At 72.7% G+C, this 15,884-nt stretch carries 16 protein-coding genes; 3 read left to right on the top strand and 13 right to left on the bottom strand.

The features are described from left to right. Nucleotides 1-5: 5 nt before the first annotated feature. From HCK04_RS08250 to eccCa, 3 genes are read right to left on the bottom strand one after another with little or no spacing between them, the layout of a single operon-like run. On the bottom strand, nt 6-1,124 hold the full coding sequence (locus HCK04_RS08250; RefSeq protein WP_142646517.1) for a WXG100 family type VII secretion target: 1,119 nt from the start codon (nt 1,122-1,124) through the stop codon (nt 6-8). Continuing rightward, on the bottom strand, nt 1,121-1,426 hold the full coding sequence (locus HCK04_RS08245; RefSeq protein WP_142646515.1) for a hypothetical protein: 306 nt from the start codon (nt 1,424-1,426) through the stop codon (nt 1,121-1,123). The genes HCK04_RS08250 and HCK04_RS08245 overlap by 4 nt, the downstream gene beginning before the upstream one ends. Nucleotides 1,427-1,446: 20 nt before the next feature. After that, nucleotides 1,447-5,427: a type VII secretion protein EccCa gene (gene eccCa, locus HCK04_RS08240; RefSeq protein ID WP_142646514.1), complete on the bottom strand. Its 3,981-nt coding sequence runs from the start codon at nt 5,425-5,427 to the stop codon at nt 1,447-1,449. A gap of 73 nt (nt 5,428-5,500) precedes the next feature. Between eccCa and eccD the strand changes: the two genes are divergently transcribed. Beyond that, the gene (eccD, locus tag HCK04_RS08235; RefSeq protein WP_260617167.1) at nt 5,501-6,994 is read left to right on the top strand and encodes a type VII secretion integral membrane protein EccD; all 1,494 of its coding nucleotides are present in this window, start codon (nt 5,501-5,503) and stop codon (nt 6,992-6,994) included. Nucleotides 6,995-7,063: 69 nt separating this feature from the next. Here the strand turns inward: eccD and HCK04_RS08230 are convergent, their stop codons facing one another. The 6 genes from HCK04_RS08230 to HCK04_RS08205 all read right to left on the bottom strand — a co-directional run bounded on the left by HCK04_RS08230 (nt 7,064) and on the right by HCK04_RS08205 (nt 10,910). After that, complete coding sequence (locus HCK04_RS08230; RefSeq protein ID WP_142646512.1) at nt 7,064-7,843, bottom strand: SGNH/GDSL hydrolase family protein; 780 nt, start codon at nt 7,841-7,843, stop codon at nt 7,064-7,066. Continuing rightward, nucleotides 7,830-8,471 carry a PadR family transcriptional regulator gene (locus HCK04_RS08225; protein WP_142646510.1) on the bottom strand — a complete coding sequence of 214 codons (642 nt, stop codon included), beginning with the start codon at nt 8,469-8,471 and terminating at the stop codon, nt 7,830-7,832. Before HCK04_RS08225 ends, HCK04_RS08230 begins: the two co-directional genes overlap by 14 nt. A gap of 281 nt (nt 8,472-8,752) precedes the next feature. Then, nucleotides 8,753-9,130 (bottom strand): YbaB/EbfC family nucleoid-associated protein, encoded by a 378-nt coding sequence (locus HCK04_RS08220; RefSeq protein WP_240971198.1) that lies wholly within the window; start codon nt 9,128-9,130, stop codon nt 8,753-8,755. Nucleotides 9,131-9,141: 11 nt separating this feature from the next. Further along, a complete protein-coding gene (locus HCK04_RS08215; RefSeq protein WP_142646506.1) occupies nt 9,142-9,531 on the bottom strand; it encodes a YbaB/EbfC family nucleoid-associated protein in 390 nt (129 codons plus the stop codon). Then, entirely contained in the window at nt 9,528-10,409 is an 882-nt protein-coding gene (locus tag HCK04_RS08210) for a hypothetical protein (RefSeq protein ID WP_142646504.1), read from the bottom strand. The genes HCK04_RS08215 and HCK04_RS08210 overlap by 4 nt, the downstream gene beginning before the upstream one ends. Nucleotides 10,410-10,592: 183 nt before the next feature. Continuing rightward, complete coding sequence (locus HCK04_RS08205; RefSeq protein ID WP_142646502.1) at nt 10,593-10,910, bottom strand: hypothetical protein; 318 nt, start codon at nt 10,908-10,910, stop codon at nt 10,593-10,595. On the opposite strand from HCK04_RS08205, the gene HCK04_RS08200 reads away from it, so the two are divergent. Next, nucleotides 10,909-11,319: a hypothetical protein gene (locus HCK04_RS08200; RefSeq protein ID WP_142646500.1), complete on the top strand. Its 411-nt coding sequence runs from the start codon at nt 10,909-10,911 to the stop codon at nt 11,317-11,319. The genes HCK04_RS08205 and HCK04_RS08200 overlap by 2 nt on opposite strands. A 212-nt stretch (nt 11,320-11,531) precedes the next feature. Next, complete coding sequence (locus HCK04_RS08195) at nt 11,532-11,972, top strand: YbaB/EbfC family nucleoid-associated protein (RefSeq protein WP_142646498.1); 441 nt, start codon at nt 11,532-11,534, stop codon at nt 11,970-11,972. Between the two features lie 181 nt (nt 11,973-12,153). Here HCK04_RS08195 and HCK04_RS08190 read toward each other — a convergent pair whose 3' ends face one another. Genes HCK04_RS08190 through HCK04_RS08175 form a run of 4 tightly spaced genes read right to left on the bottom strand, consistent with a single transcriptional unit; the run spans nt 12,154 to nt 15,882 of the window. Continuing rightward, the gene (locus tag HCK04_RS08190; RefSeq protein ID WP_142646496.1) at nt 12,154-13,554 is read right to left on the bottom strand and encodes a hypothetical protein; all 1,401 of its coding nucleotides are present in this window, start codon (nt 13,552-13,554) and stop codon (nt 12,154-12,156) included. Between the two features lie 26 nt (nt 13,555-13,580). After that, the gene (locus tag HCK04_RS08185; protein WP_142646494.1) at nt 13,581-14,006 is read right to left on the bottom strand and encodes a hypothetical protein; all 426 of its coding nucleotides are present in this window, start codon (nt 14,004-14,006) and stop codon (nt 13,581-13,583) included. A gap of 16 nt (nt 14,007-14,022) precedes the next feature. Continuing rightward, nucleotides 14,023-15,495, bottom strand: coding sequence for a hypothetical protein (locus tag HCK04_RS08180; RefSeq protein ID WP_142646492.1), 1,473 nt, complete (start codon nt 15,493-15,495; stop codon nt 14,023-14,025). 30 nt (nt 15,496-15,525) lie between these two features. Next, complete coding sequence (locus HCK04_RS08175) at nt 15,526-15,882, bottom strand: hypothetical protein (protein WP_142646490.1); 357 nt, start codon at nt 15,880-15,882, stop codon at nt 15,526-15,528. Nucleotides 15,883-15,884: the final 2 nt, after the last annotated feature.

Below are 15,884 nucleotides of genomic sequence, written 5' to 3'. Positions count from 1 at the left end.
CCGGGTCAGTATCCGCGATATCCGGTGCCGGTCTTCATGCCCACCACGCCGGGGACGGCCGAGACCGACCCGTAGCGCGCGATGGCGTAGCGGACGCCCGCGATGATGTTGTCCACCGGGTTCCAGATGTCCTTGTGCCCGGGCAGCGACCAGCGGTCGAACGTCGGGTCGATGGTCTGCATCAGGCCCTTCGACGGGGTTCCGGCGGCCGCGTTCGAGTCCCAGTTGTTGATCGCGTGAGGGTTGCCGCCCGACTCGTGCCGGATGATCATCCAGATGTCGTCCCGGTTCATCTTGTCGGCGGGGTAGCCCTGGGCCCTGAGGATCGCGATGGCCTGGTCGATCCAGTCCTTGACCTGTCCCGTGGGCGCGGGCCCGCCGCCGGCCGGCGGCGGGCCGCTGGTGCCGTAGCCGCCGAAGCCGCCGCCCGTGCCGTTCGCGCCGCTCAGGTTCGTCGGGTTGTACGAGGCGAGCGTCGGGCGCGGGTCACCGGAGGCGCCCGTGTAGCCGGGGGTGCGCTGCCAGTCGACGGTGTGCCCGTGCCGGGGCACGAACTCCTGCTTGCCCGGGTCGGGGATCTTGGCGAAGGTGAGCGCGCCGTCCCGGTAGTCGCCGCCGAGGCGGTCGCCCAGCGTCTTGGTGGCGTCGCCGACGGCCGTGTTCACCTGCTCCAGATGGGGCCGGGCGTCCTCGACGCCCCGGGAGACGATGGCCCGCAGCCCGCTGTCCAGCTCCTCGTCGGTGGCGTCCTGGTGCCGGCTGCGGTAGGTGGCCGCCTCGGCGACCACGTCACCACAGATGCCGTCGATCTTCGACTTGGCGCTCTCCAGGGCGGTGGCGACCTTCTCCAGCGCGCCCGCGCACGCGACCAGGGCGTCGTGGAGGCCGTCGGCCGCCTTGCCGTACCTGTTCATGTACGTGACGAAGGCGTCGGCGGAGCGGCCCTGCCACGCGGCGTCGACGGTGCGTACGGCGCGGCTCACCCCGCCCGCGTAGTCCTGCGCGTTGCCGGCCGCGCCGCGCCACTTCCCGGCGATGTCGCGGATCGCGCCGGGATCGCCGCTCACCTTCCGCAACATGGAGGCCAGCTCCGCACCCCCCGGCAGGTCGGCGACGCCACTCATGCCCGCATCGAGGTGGACGTGGCCTTGTTGGCCGTACGGACGTTGTCCTGCACGGTCTCCAGCGCCCGCTCGACGCCTTTCAGCTTGGTCCTCGCGTCGGCCGCCTCGGAGGTCAGCGCGGAGTAGGCCGTGTCGACGGCCGCGGCCAGCGCCGCCGCGCCGTCCACGTGCCCGAAGTCGGCCGCGCGGGCGCCGGGCGTCTCGGGCAGGCCGCCGTGCAGGCTCTCGTACTGGCCCCAGGCCTTGCGGACCGCCGTACGGCAGCTTTCGAGCGCCTGGAAGTGGATGTCGAAACCGGTCACGTGCTGCTCCTTTCCGTCCGTCACTCACCGTCCGGAGGAGGCAGGAACGCGGTCTGGGCGAGCCGCGCCCCGAACCTCCTGTCCACGTGGTAGCCCCGGCCGGGTGGCAGCGGATGCGCCCGGACGTTGCCGAACAGGTAGCCCTCGTCCTTGTTGCCGGAGAGGATGACGGCGGGGCTGGCCATGTCCTTCAGCTTCTGGATGACCGGGTCGTACATGGCCCGGCCGGCGCCGCCCATCTGGCGCGACAACACCAGGTGGAGCCCGATGTCCCGCGCCTGCGGCAGCAGGTCCACCAGAGGCAGCAGCGGGTTGGACGAGGTGGCGACCAGGTCGTAGTCGTCCACCACGATGTAGACGTCCGAGCCCTGCCACCAGCTCCGCGTCCGGAGCTGCTCGGGCGTGAGGTCGGCCGGAGGAAGCCGCTTGAGCAGGGCGCCGCGTACGTCGTTGACCAGCTCGGCGGCGGCGGTGCTCGACGCCGCGTAGCCGATGCGGTGGGCGGTCGCGGCCGAGTCGAGCAGCGACCTGCGGTAGTCGACGACGATCATCATCGCCTCGTGCGGCTCCCGCCTGGCCACCAGGCCCTCGGCGATCAGCCGCAGCAGGTTCGACTTGCCGCTCTCGGTGTCGCCCAGGACGACGAAGTGCGGGTCGGCGTCGAAGTCGAGCAGCACGGGCGAGAGTGTCGCCTCGTCGATGCCGATGGGGATCTTCGGGCCGGTCTCCTCGGGGCTCGGCAACGACGCCGCGGGCAGCACCGGAGGCAGCAGCCGGATCGGCTGCGCGGGCGGCCCCTGCCACGCCTCCCTGATCGCGTGCACGAGCCCGCGGACGCCCGCCGCGAGGTCTTCGGAGCTCTGCACGCCGTCGATGCGCGGCAGCGCGGACAGGAAGTGCAGCCCCTCCTTGGTGAGGCCGCGTCCCGGCACGCCCTCGGGGACCGCCAGCGACGCCTTCCTGTTCACCTCGGACTCGTACGCGTCGCCGAGCTTGAGCTCGACCCTCGTGCCGAACAGGTCGCGGATGCTCGACCGGAACTCCGACCACTTGTTGGTGGCCGCCACCACGTGGATGCCGTAGCCGAGGCCACGTGCGGCGATGTCGGTGATGACCGGTTCGAGCGACTCGAACTCCTGCCTGAGCGTCAGCCAGCCGTCCACGACCAGGAACACGTCGCCCCAGCCGTCGCCGTCGCGGCCGGACTCGGCCCGCATCCGCCGGTAGGCCGCGATCGACTCGATGCCGTGCTCGGCGAAGTCCGCCTCGCGCCGCTCCAGGATCGTGGAGATCTCGGCGACCGTACGGCGCACGCGGTCGGCGTCGAGGCGGCTCGCGACGCCGCCCACGTGGGGCAGCCCCTCCAGTGAGGCCAGGGAGCCGCCGCCGAAGTCGAGGCAGTAGAACTGCACCTCGCGCGGCGTGTGCATCAGGGCCATGCTCGTGATCAGCGTGCGCAGCACGGTGCTCTTGCCGCTCTGCGTGCCGCCCGCGACGCCGACGTGGCCCGCGCCGCCCGACAGGTCCAGCCAGTAGGGGTCGCGGCGCTGCTCGAACGGCCGGTCGACGATGCCGACGACCGCGTGGAGCATCCCCCGGCCGCCCCAGGTCGCGGTGGTCAGGCCGTGTTGCGGGGTGACGGACAGCGGCGGCAGCAGGTGGGCCAGCGTCGGCGGCTCGGCCAGCGGGGGCAGCCAGATCCGGTGCGCTGGGGGGCCGTGGCCGGTGAGGCGGCCGACGACGACGTCGAGCAGGCTGTGCCGCGGGCCGGCCTGCTCATCGGCGGGTGCCAGCTCCTTGGGCGTCTCGGTCACCTCGACGGGCGCGAAGGCGGTGCCGTACTCGACCACGTCGCGCATCGGACGGCCCGGCTCGCCGGACGCGGACCGCGTGGGGTCGGCGTGGTGCGGCCCGGACACGTAGGCGGCCTTGAACCGGGTCATGCCCGTCGTGTCGTACTTCAGGTAGCCGTTGCCCGGCGCGGGCGGCAGCTCGTACGCGTCGGCGACACCGAGCACGACCCGGCTCTCCATGGCGGAGAACGTGCGCAGACCGATCCGGTACGACAGGTGGGTGTCGAGGCCGCGCAGCCTGCCCTCCTCAAGGCGCTGGGAGGCCAGGAGGAGGTGCACGCCGAGCGAGCGGCCGAGCCGTCCGATCATCACGAACAGGTCGATGAACTCCGGTTTGGCCGTCAGCAGCTCGCTGAACTCGTCGATCACGACGAACAGGGTCGGCATCGGCTTGAGATCGGCGCCCTGCTCCCTGGCCCGCTCGTAGTCGCGCAGCGAGGCGTAGTTGCCCGCGGCCCGCAGCAGCTCCTGGCGACGCACCATCTCGCCGTGCAGCGCGTCGTGCATGCGGTCGACGAGCGGCAGCTCGTCCTCCAGGTTGGTGATGACCGCCGACACGTGCGAGAGGGACTCCAGGCCGAGGAACGTCGCGCCGCCCTTGAAGTCGACCAGCACGAAGTTGAGGATCTCGGAGGAGTGCGTGATGGCCAGGCCGAGGACGAGCGTGCGCAGCAGCTCGCTCTTGCCGGAGCCGGTCGCCCCGATGACCAGGCCGTGCGGGCCCATGCCGCCCTGCGCCGACTCCTTGATGTCGAGCTCGACGATCCGCCCGTCGGCGCCCAGGCCGATCGGCACCCGCAGCCGGTTGCGCCCGGCGCGGGGCTGCCAGATCACCGCGGGATCGAGCCGTACGGGGTCGCCCACGCCGAGCAGGTCGGTGAGCGAGGTGTTGACGCCGAGCACGTCCTGCGCCTCGCCCTGGGCGCCCGCGGAGGCGCGCAGCGGCGCGAGCTGCCGGGCCAGGCCCTCCGCCTGGGGATAACCGAGCCGGTCGGGGTCGCCGAGCCGGTTGCTCGACCGCCGTCCCGTGTGGTCGATCTTGACCATGTGGAAGCCGTCGGGCTGGACGTCCAGCCGGAGCGTGATCGCCTCGGGCACCGGCCCGGTCACCGCGGACAGGTCGATCACGGTCACGCCCTGGATGGCGTCGGAGCCGAGCTGGCTGTCGTGTGGCACGTGCCCGCCGTCCACGATCACCACGTGGTACGGCAGGGCATCCGCGGAGGCGCCGGGACGGAACCTGGCCCGCTCCCTGAGCTCCTCCCCGACCAGCGCGTCGAGGTGGCCGAGGTTCTCCGCCATGAGCCTGACCTGGCCCGCGGCGTCGTTCTGCTCCGGGTGCAGGGCGTGCGGCAGCCACTTCACCCACTCCCAGTGGGGCATCCACTCCTTGCTCGCGCAGATCATGATCCGCATGTCGTCGGGGGAGTGGAAGACGACGAGCTGCGCGATCATGGCACGCACCAGCTCGCGCATCGCGGTGGGGTCGCCGGTGAGGTGGATGCGCGCGAAGGAGTGCAGGGCGACCGCGACGGGCAGCCCCGAGACCGTGGCGTGCGCCCGGACGAACCGGCGCAGCGCCCCGGCCGACAGGGCGTCGAGGTCCTCCACCGGCTTGGTGTCCGGCGGGACGAGCTGGATGGCCAGCTTCTGCACGCCGGTGCCGAGCCGTACGGTCGCGAAGTCGTCGTCGCGCGGCCTGCGCTCCCACAGGCGCGGCCCCATCGCGAGCCACCACAGCGAGTCGGGCGGCGGCCCGCTCCACTCCAGCGCCTCCCGCTGCTGCACGGCGGCCCTGCGGACCTTCCTGCGGATCTGCGACAGATAGCGGAAGTAGTCGCGGCGCAGCCCGTTGAGCCGGTTCCTGCGCTCACCGGAGTTGCGGCCGAGCTGGCCGACGCTCATGCCGACCATGGAGACGGCGAACAGTCCGCTGGCCACGTACATGAGGGGGTTGCCGTTGCCGCCCGCCGTGAACATCAGCGCCATCGCGGCGCCGCCGGCCAGCATCGGCACGTACGTGAGCATGGACATCAGGCCCTGCGGCTGGACCTCGGGAATCTCCGGCGGGGATTCCAGGAGGATCTCGCCACGGGGCGGCTTGGGGCCCGGGCGGCGCTCGGGACGCGAGACCACGACAATGCTCATCTGACTGACTTTTCTACCAGGTTTGCCGATATTTTCGGGCTGTCAGAGAGATCTCCGGGAGAGGATTCCCGCTGTGTCATCGCCGGTCCCCCTCCACGTCCAGCAAGGTGTGGTCCAGCAGGGCATGGTTCAGCCCGGCCCGGGCCCGCACGGCCCGGCCCAGCAGGGCGCGTTGCCGCAGGCGACCGTGCCGCTGCCGCCCCTGTGCCACGTCACGGTGGTCGCCCCGCGCAAGAAGGCGGACCTCGCGCTGCCGTCGGACATCCCGCTGCCGCACGTCATGCCCGGACTGCTCCGGGCGGTCGGCGAGGTCGGCGGCGAGGCCGCCGCGGCCCCCGGCTGGGTGCTCCAGCGTCTCGGCGGGCCGCCGCTCGACCTCGGCCAGAGTCTGGGGGCGCTGGGCGTCCTCGACGGCGAGGTCCTCTACCTGCGCCCGCGCGACGCGGTCATGCCGCCCGCGGTGTTCGACGACGTGGCCGACGTCGTCGCCACCGGCACCAAGGAGGGCGGCGGCAGGTGGGAGCCGCGGCACACGCGGCTGCTCGGCATGGGCGTGGCCGCCGCGCTGCTCGCGCTCGGCGCCGTCGTCCTCGCCCTCGCGGCGGCCCCGCCGCGGCTCACCGCGGGGGTGGCCGGAGCAGTCGCGGTGCTCCTCGTCGCCGCCGGGGCCGTGGTGTCGAGGGCCGTCGGCCAGCCCACCGCAGGCGCGCTCGTCGGTTACGCGGCGCTGCCGCACGCCTTCCTCGCCGGTCTGTTCACGCCCGGGGCCTCGGGCGCCGTGCTGATCCTCGGGGCGCCGAACCTGCTGGCCGGGCTCGCGTACACCGCGCTGGTGGCGACGGTCGGCGGCGTGCTGATCGCCGACGGCGTGGCCGGCTTCCTCGGCGTCGCGGTGGCGTCCGTCGCCGGGGCCGTGGGCGCCGCGTGCGTGATGGTCTTCGGGGGACCGGGCGCCGGGGCGGCGGCCGTGGTCGCCACGGCCCTGCTGGCGCTGAGCCCCCTCATCCCCACGCTGTCGTTCCGGATGGCCAGAGTGCCGCTGCCGCCGCTGCCCACCAGCGCCGAGGAGCTGCGCAGCGACAACCAGCGGATCGACGGCCCGCTGGTGCTCCAGCGGACCGCGCAGGCTCACCGGTACGCCACCGGCATGGTCATCGCGATCGCGCTCGCCGGCGTGGCGGCCGAGCTGCTGCTCGTACGGCACGGCGGCTGGGTCGCCGACACCACGGCGGCGACGCTGGCGCTGGCGCTGGCCATGCGGGCGCGGGTCTTCGCGGGGGTCGCCCAGCGGCTGTGGATGGTCCTCACGGCGGTGGCCGGGGCCGCCACCCTGGCGTTCGCGGTGGGCACCGGCGCCGACGCCGTCGGCGAGGTGGCCGTGACGATCGGGGTGCTGTGGACGGCCCTGCTCGCGCTCGGTCTCGGCCTCTGGCTGCCCGCGGGCAGGCCCTCGCCGTTCTGGGGGCGGGCGGCCGACATCCTCGACGCGCTGCTCATCGTCGCGCTGGTGCCGCTCACGCTGGGCGTGCTCGACCTGTACTCCTGGGTGCGCGGCCTGTCGGGCTGACCGTCCCTGTCGTGGGCCGCCCCTGTCGTGGGCCGTCTCGGTCGTGGGCCGTCTCGCGGGGCGTGTGGGTCACGCCGTCGGCCGTACGGGCAGCAGGGCGGGGCGCTTGGCGGTCCGGCCGTCGCCGGACGACCTGCCGAGGAGGCGCCGCACCAGCCACGGGCCGAGGAACGTGCCCGCCCAGCGCACCTCGGCGCCCACGGCCCGCCAGCCGGCCGGATCGATCGGGGGATACAGAGGCAGCGTCCAGCCGTCGTCGCTGCCGGGCAGGCCGAGGGCGTGGGCCACGGCCGCGGCGATGCGCTCGTGGCCGAGCGGACTCGCGTGGAGCCGGTCGGCGCTCCAGAGCCGGGGGTCGGTGGAGACGGCGTGGTCCGCCGTTTCGGCGACCACGACCCCGTGCCGCGCCGCCGCCACCCGGATGCGGTCGTTGAGGTCGAACACCCGCGAGCGGAGCGGCCGGGCGATAGGTGCGATCTTCCCGACGTCCGGGAACGTGAGGGTCGCGACGCGGGCGCCCGCCGTCGTGAGAGCGGCGAACATCGCCTCCAGGTGCCCGGCCACCTCGGCGGCGTCGAAGCGGGGCCTGATCAGGTCGTTGACGCCCGCGACGACGGTGACCAGATGGGGGCGCAGGGCCAGGGCCGGCGCGAGCTGCTCCGCCCGCACCTCCCCGGCGAGCCGCCCGCGCACCGCGAGATTGGCATAGGTGACCTCCGGGTCGACGGCCGTGAGCCGCTCGGCGAGCCGGTCGGCCCAGCCCCGCGGGTGGGCGGGATCGCCGTCGCCGAGCCCTTCGGTCTGGCTGTCGCCGAGGGCGACGTAACGCAGGCGCTCATCGGTCGGCACGGGCCACCTCCGGACGGCGAGAAGCCGGTGCGGCCCCTTCGCCTGCCACGGCCGGGGTGTCTTCGCCCGCGACGGCCGCGTTCCTGGCCCGGAGGATCGCGGCGGTTCGCCGGCACCAGTCGCGGTTTCCCTCCTCGAAGGCCAGGCCGCGCAGGCAGGTCAGGTATGGCCCTATGCGCCGGCCCACGCGAAGGAACTCCTCCTCGCCCAGGTCGCCGCGCATCTTCCGCAGGATCCGCCGGAACAGGTCGATCTTGGCCTCAGCCATGGCGGCCCGCTCCTCGACCTGCCGGATCAGCGCTTCGGCGTCGACGTGGTCGGCCGCCTGCACCTTGACGAGCAGATCGTCGCGGATGAACGACGGCTTCGACGTGTCGGCCGCGAACCGCTCCAGCTCGGCGAGCCCGGCGTCGGTGACGTGGAAGAGGCGCTTGGCAGGCCGGGTCTCCTGGACCACCCGCCGCCCCGCGACCAGCCCCTCCTTCTCCAGCCTGGCCAGCTCGGCGTACAGCTGCTGGGGCAGGGCGTGCCAGAAGTTCGCCACGCCGACATCGAACGCCTTGGCCAGCTGATAACCGCTGAGCTCCCCGTCGAGCAATGCCGCGAGGACGGCGTGCCGCAAGGCCATGAACCGCTCCCTTCTCTCCGTTAGTCAAGGATATGACTATTCAACGATCTGACTATCAGGAGATTGACGAGGCCCTGGGGAGGGGGTTCGAGCGGCGGCGACTTCGGCTGGAAGCGGAGTGACACCCGCTCGTCGAAGACGCGGCGGGTGTCCTGGGCCAGGGCTGGTAGGTGCCGTGGGATGGCTCCCGTTCTCCGGAGGCGCGTGGGGTGTCTTGGGTTAGGGCCGGTGGGTGCCGTGAGGTGGCTCCCGTTCTCCGGAGGCGCGTGGGGTGTCTTGGGTTAGGGCCGGTGGGTGCCGTGAGGTGACGCCCGTTCGTCGAAGGCGCGGCGGGCGTCGCCGAGGAGATCGGCCACATGGGGCAGGCCCGCCGCCTCCAGCCCGCCGCGCATCAGCTCCTCCTTGGCCGCCTCCGCCGCCGCCTCGGCCCGCCGTACGGCCTTGAGGACGGCTTCGGCGAGTCCGCGGCCGTCGAGCCTGCGCATGCTGAGCGGGTAGATGTCGAGGGCGAGCAGCGTGCCCACGGCATCGACGGTCGCGGTGATCCTGCCCTCGTCGGCCCTGCCGATGTGCTTCCGCGTGCTCCACTCGGCGGCGAGCTCGTCCATCAGGGCGGCCGCGGCCGTCAGCCGCTCAATGCGCGCCCGGAGCTCACGCATCTCGTTCACCGTCACTCCTCGCGAAGCAGGGCCTGGACGTAGGGCGCGAGCGGGTCGCCGGACGGGGGCGCGTCGCCGAAGTCCGCCGTGAACTCCTCCATGGCCTTGGTCAGCCGCTCGCCGGTCGCGCCGCGCGCGGCGCCGATCGCGCCCTGGATCGCGGCTGACATCGCGACGTGGTCGAGGTCGCGCATCGCCCGCGGGTCGATGCTCAGCCCGAGCAGGTGACCCGCGCCGGTGACCCGGGCCGTCACGGCGCCCGTGGCGTCGGTGCCCTCGATCACCTCCTCGCTCAGGGTGTGGAGCAGGTCGGCGAGCGCGCCGACGCGGCCCTGCACCTCCCGCACCAGGCCGGCGACGTCGCCCTCCCTGCCCTCGTTGAACGCGGCCGTGTTCCTCATCGCAGGTCCCTGTTCGCCGGCTGCCAGTAGTCGTGGATGTTCGCCCGCTCCGCCACGGCGGGGGTGAGCGTGAGGTCACGGCGGCCCCGCGCCGGGTCGCCCTGGTGGTAGAAGGCGGCCCGCACGTCGTTGAGCTTCTGCTCCATCTTGTTGAGGTCGCTCTCGTACGCCATGTAGATGTCGGCGAACTGCTTGACGAGGTTGCCCAGCGCGCTGACGAACGCACCGGCCTGCGAGATCAGCGCGACCCGGCCGACCGGGTGCGCGCTCATCGCCGCCAGCGAACGGAGGACCGGCGCCGAGGTCGCGTAGAGGCCGAACACCGACAGGTCGTACTCAAGGACCTCCTTGAACTGGCTGTGCATCGCACCGCTCATCTCACCGGTGATCCCGTGGAGCTTCTCGTACAGGACCGTGGTGTTGAAGCGCACCCGCCGCCCGAGCAGGTCCGCCGCCTGGCCCTTCCAGTTGGGGCTGACGTCCTGGAAGTAGGAGAACCAGATGTCCGACCTGCCGCTCTCCAGCCGGCCTCCCATCTCCTTCCAGGTCTCCCGCCTGTCGTAGAAGAGGAAGGGGTTGCCGAGGTTCAGCGTGGCGGCCACGTCCAGGGCGAGTGCCGCGACTCCCAGACCGGACATGGCCGAGGCCGCACGCGTCTGCTGCCGCAGCGGGTTCAACCCCTTGACCAGGCTCTTGAAGAAGCCGGGGTCGGTGCGGGTGGCGGCGGAGGCGGCGGCCGTGTCGGCGGAGCCGGCCGGTGCCACGGAGACGGTCCGCTGGACGTTGCCACTCGAATCGGTGATGTAGAGCTCCTTGGGGCCCGAAGTGGGCCGGCCGGGAACGAACAGCGTGCCCGGCTCGCTGGGCGGAGTCGACATGCGGGTCCTAATCGGTTCTTGGAGTGAGCCGTGCGGCAGACTCCTGGTGGCAGCCGCCGGCAGGTGAGCACTTGTGGTTCCTGGACGTTGAGCCCTGCTGAAAGACCGTGCCCCTGCCGGTCGGCCGGGAGAGTCGATCGCTGATGGGATGTCGCGCCCGCTGGGCCGGCGTGAGCACGGCTTTCAGGGGCGCGGCTGCTGGATCGTGGCCTTGCTCGCCTTCTCCGCCGCGACGTAATTGTCGGCCGCCCTGACCAGCGTCTCGCCGTCCGTGTGCAGGGCGTCGCCGAGGATGGCCGCGGCGCCCGACCAGGTGTCGGAGATCGTGTTGAACCGGTGGACGACGGTGAGCCCGACGATGGGGATCCCGGCGAGCGGGGCGAGGTTCCAGCCCTGGAAGCGGGGCGTCGCGTCCCCCAGCCGCCGGACACCGTCGGCGGAGCCGCTCACCGTGCCGGCGAACTTCCTGATGAAGCTCGCGGCCACCTCGTAGCCGGGCATGGCGCCTGAGCCGCCAGAGGGTGCGGCCGGGGCCGCCGGCGACCGCGGGGCCCGCTGTGGGGCCTGCTGCGTCCCCGGCGGTGTCCCCGGCTGCCGTACACGCAGCGAGTCGGGCAGGCAGGGGCCCGGCGGCGGGCAGGGCGGCGTGTGCGGGCACGGGCTGACCATCGACGGCACGGACGGAGCCGGGGAAGCGGGGGACGTCGGTGTCGCCGCCGCCGTGGGCGCGCCGGTCGGCGGTGCTGCCGATGATGCGGTGGACGGTGTGGCGGGCGGCGTGGTGGACGGTGTAGCGGACGGCCCCGGCGAGGGCGGTGCCGTGGACGCCGGTGGGGTCGTCGGCGGTGTGGCCGAGGTGGGCGGAGCCGGGGAAGCGGTGGGCGACGCCGTGGCGGGGACCGGTGGCTGACTTGACGAGGGTGCACCATAGGACACGTGATCTTGCCTATCACCGGGTTTCGGGTCCCTGCCATGCGTCGGGGATACGTTTCCGCAGGTAGAAAGCGGAAATTCGGCGGATGTTCACTGATGCGTAACGGGTGAGCCGATAAAACCCGTACGCCTCGGTTTGAATGCGTTAACTTGCCGATGTTCCGAATATCGCGGGGAAAAGGGGCTCAGATGGCCGACGGCGGGTTCGACGACTTCGACGTGGAGCGTTTCCAGCAGCGAGTGGACGCCAGGATCACGGCCGTCGAACGGCTCCAGACCACCCTGTCCTCGCTGGTCGGCCGGGCCCGCGACGAGGACGGCCTGGTCAGCGTGGAGGTCTCCGCCCGAGGGCTGAGCGAGCTGGAGCTGCATCCCAAGGCCATGCGGCTGAGCTCGGGGGAGCTGGCCGAGCGGATCAAGGAGACGATGCGGGCCGCGTCCGACGACCTGTATCGGCAGATGAACCGGGCCATGGCCGACGCGCTCGGGCCGGAGGGCGACCAGTCGAAGTTCCTGGACGACCCGGAGGCCGTGCTCGCCCAGGTCAGAGAGGCGGAGTCCGCCTTCGACCGGACAGCGAAGGACGTGCTGGGCGAGCTCGACCGCATCAGCCGCAGCCTGGGCCTGTAACCCGCCGCCCGCTCCACAGCGGGCGGGCCCTGGGCCGGGCATGACCACGCGCGCCGCGACCACCGGCGCCATGCTGTCTGTGCGGCCCGGCCCCGCGCCCGCTGCGACCACCGGCACCGTGGCGCTCGTCGTGGTGGCGAGCGCCGCGAAGCCCGATGCGGCTGATGTGGTCGCGGCGGGGTCAGCCGATGCGGTCGGGGCTGGTGGTGCCGGTCACGCGCCAGACGTCCGGCTCGGGGTCGTAGATCTCCCGCTGGCGCTCCTCCCGGCCCTCCGATCCGGCCGCGCCTGCCGGGCCGTAGGGCATGAAGGAGGAACCTCCGCCGGCCTGGCCCGGCCGCAGGGCGCCGAGGACGGACTCGCCCGCCTGCACGCCGCCGACGCCGAAGCCGGTCCCGAAGCCGCCGCGCTGCCCGCCGTACGTGCCGATCACCCCGCCGGGCGGGAGCGTGCCGGTGGGGCCGGTCGTCGTGACGGGAAGGTGCGTGTCCGGATAGCCGGTGAGCCCGTTGGGGATGGTGCCCGCGGGGTTCGTGCCGGTGGGCAGGGGATGGGCGTTGGCCAGGTCGGTCCTGTCGGAGCCGCCGATCACGGGCGGAGCGGTGCCCGACCCGTCGCCGGAACCACCCGGCTGCCCCGCGTTCTGCCCGGAACCGTTCTGCCCGGAACCGTTCTGCCCGGAACCGTTCTGCCCGGAACCGTTCTGCCCTGTGCCGTTTTGTCCTGTGCCGTCCTGGCCAGGGCCGTTCTGCCCGGGGTCCGACGAGCCGGAGTCGCCCGACCCGTCCGTGCCGCCGCCGCCCGAGCCGCTGCCGTCGGAGCCGGGGCCGCCCGTGCCGCCGCCCCCGCCGGAGCCCGAACCGCTCGACCCGGAACCCGAGCCCCCCGAGCCGGACGTGCCATAACCGGACGTGCCGTCACCGGTGGAGCCGCCGTGCCACGTGTCGGTGGTCGTGACGGGCGCCCCCGTCCCGCCCACCTGGATGCGCGGCGACCGGGTGAGGTCGATGCTCGTCGGCTCGATGGCGGGCAGCTCGAAGGCCAGCCCCTCGGCGAAGGCGTTGTTCGCCTGCTGGATGTCCTCGTTGAGCTTGCGGAAGTGTCTGCGCGCGGCCTCGTCCGCGTCGGTGGGCGGGCTGCCCGTGGTGCCGCCCCCGGCGCCCTCGTTGCTGGTGTCCGTGGCGGCGGGGAAGTTGGCCTGCGCGTTCTTCACCACGGTCGCGTACCAGGACATGGCGGCTCCGCTGGACGCCATGGCGTCACCCAGCGCGCCCGCCGTGGCGTACAGCGCGCGGAGCGCCGACTGCACCTGGACCGCGGCCGGGCCGCGCCACACCTGGGCGAGCTCCTTGGCCGTCCTGCTGAGCGCGGCCTGGATGCCGCTCTCGGACGGGCCGTTCCCGCCGATCGTCCCGCCCATGAGGTCGGCGGCGTCGAGGAACGCCTGGCCGGCCCTGCCCATGTCGTCCGGCTTGGCGGCGTCGAGCTTCTGCTTGATCTGTTCCCGGGTCAGATTGCCCTGGTCGAGACCGTAGAGGGTCTCGTAGATCTTGATCAGCTCCCAGCCGGAGTCGGATCCCATCGAGGTCTATCTCCCTGCCCTCTGGCTCACGCGCTGCTGCTCTCGTGGCCCTTTTGGTAGTTGGCGACCGCCTGCTCGACGGCCGTGACCAGCGCCTCGACCCGGTCGATCAGCAGTTGGTACTTGCCGCTGAGCACCTCGTGGGCCTGCTCGGCGTTCAGTCCGAAATATCGGGCCGTGTCCCACGGACCGGCCTCGGCCGGGCCGACGTTGGTCAGGCCCTGGACCTCGCCCGCGGTGCCCGGGCCGCTCCAGGTGGCGCTCATGCTCGCCGGAGCGCGACCGCGCAGTGTCCCGAGCTCCTCCCGCAGCCCCTTGAGGACCTGGAGGACCCGGGTGTGCTCGATGTACGGCCCGCCCGCCGCGCCGTCCGGGCTCCCGTCGAGACCCGGCCAGTCCGCGGGTAGGCGCAGCTTCGGTGGCGGCGAACCGCCGCCGGAGTCAAGGGACACGTCACACCTTTCTCGATCATGCCCTGTCGATGCGGGGGGAGGTGGTCGGCTGGTCGCTCATGAAGAAGTCCTCGTCCTCCAGCAACCAGGTGGTCCGCTCGCGTTCCTCGCGCTCCTCGCCGTTGCCCGTGCCGTGCGGCGCGATCGGGAGCATCGAGCCTCCGGCGGAGGATCGCAGACCCGCCGCGTTCACGCCGGTCACGCCGCCGGTCCCGGCTCCGGCACCTGCGCCGCCGCCCGCTCCGGCTCCGCCGTAGCCGCTGCCGCCGAAGCCCGTGCCGTACCCCGCGCCCGCGCCACCGCCGGAGCCGCCCGATGCGCCGAACGCGTCGAGCCCCGGCGTGTGGCCGGCCAGGCTGGTGCCCGGACCCGCGCCGTACTGTCCGTTGCCGGCGCCGTTGCCGCCCGCGCCGTTGAGACCGCTCCCGTCCAGCCCGCTCCCGTTCAAGCCGCCGTTCAGTCCGGCGCCGTTCAGGCCCGAGCCGTCGAGCCCGTCGAGGCCCGTCCCGTTCGGTCCGCCGTCGAGCCCGTTCCCGAACCGCCCGTCGCCGCCCGCCGCCGATCCGGGCCCGCCCCCGAGCCCGTACGGCGGGTAGCCGGTGTCGAAGCCGAGCCCGTCGCCGGAAGGGTCGTTTCCGAGGTCGCCGAGCGACCCGAGATCGCCCAGGCCGTTCACGTTCGTGCGGACGTTCCCGTTCGGGAGGCTCCCGCCGGGCCCGGTGACGGGGTTGAAAGGGGGAGGCGTCATGTCGAACTTCGGCACGTCGGTGTCGAGTGAGGCGGGGAACATGTCGTTGGCGGCCTTCGTCGCCTGGGTGAGCTTCTTGAGGTGCTCCTCGGCCGCCTTCATGTCCTTCTCTTCCTTCGACTCCCCGAAGATGTTGAGGAAGGGGCCGTCGCCGAAGATCGAGCCGATGGCGCCGCCGATGCCGCCGACGATGAACCCGCCGACGCCGCCGATGACGGCTCCGGGGATGGCTCCGACACCCGCGAAGGGGGAGCCGGCGATGGCGCCGCCCGCGGCGCCGACCGCCCCGGCCTCCAGGGCGGCGTCATACCAGTCGATGTCGCTCTTGGTGGGCTTCGGGACGTTCTCGCCCCGGAACTGGTTGAGCGAGCTGGCGTACACGTCCAGCGCGGGGACCACGCCGCGCGGTGTGGAGGGCGGTCCGGAGCGGCCGTCGGGCAGGGAGGTCTCCACGATCGCGTTCATCACGGCGAGCGTGGAGGTCCTGAGCCGGTGGAGCTGCTCCTTCACCTGCTTGGCGTCGTCGCCCGTGGTCCAGTGCTTGTCGAGGGCGTCCAGGTGCTTGTCGAGGGTGTCGACCACGGTCTTCAGCTTGTCGTGCACACCCTTGAACTCGCCCGAGGCCGCCCTGATCAGCTCGGGGTCGGTCTTCCCGAGCGCGTCGCGCAGGGTGTCGAGCATGACGACGCCCGGGTCGGACGCGTCGATCGCCGCCCTGATCGGCATCTTTCTCTCGGCCAAGACGCCTCCTTAACCGTTCCCCGTGTACGGCTAGACCTGCGCCGTGCCCGCCTGCTGCACGCCCGCCTGCTCGCCGGCGTCGAGATTCCTGATCGCCAGCTCCAGACGCTCGGCGGCGATGCCCAGGGTCGCGGCGATCTCCGCGTAGATGGCGGTGACCGCACTCTCCGCGCTGGTCACGCTCGTGTGGAAGCCCATGGCCGCGGGCCAGAACCCGCCGATGGCGTCACGCTGCGCGATCAGCTTCTTCACCGCGCCGCCCTCGGCGAAGGCGACCGGAGTCACCTCGCGCTTGGACGCCCCGGGCGCCAGCAGTTCGAGCGCCTCCTCGAAGTCCTTGCGGGCGTTCCTGAGGGCCGTACGGCTGACCTCCACGCCTCGGGACATGC

The organism is Microbispora sp. CL1-1 (genome assembly GCF_012034195.1).
In the GTDB taxonomy this organism is placed as follows: domain Bacteria; phylum Actinomycetota; class Actinomycetes; order Streptosporangiales; family Streptosporangiaceae; genus Microbispora.
Note: the sequence above shows the minus strand (reverse complement) of the source record. Positions and strands in the feature narration are given on the sequence as shown.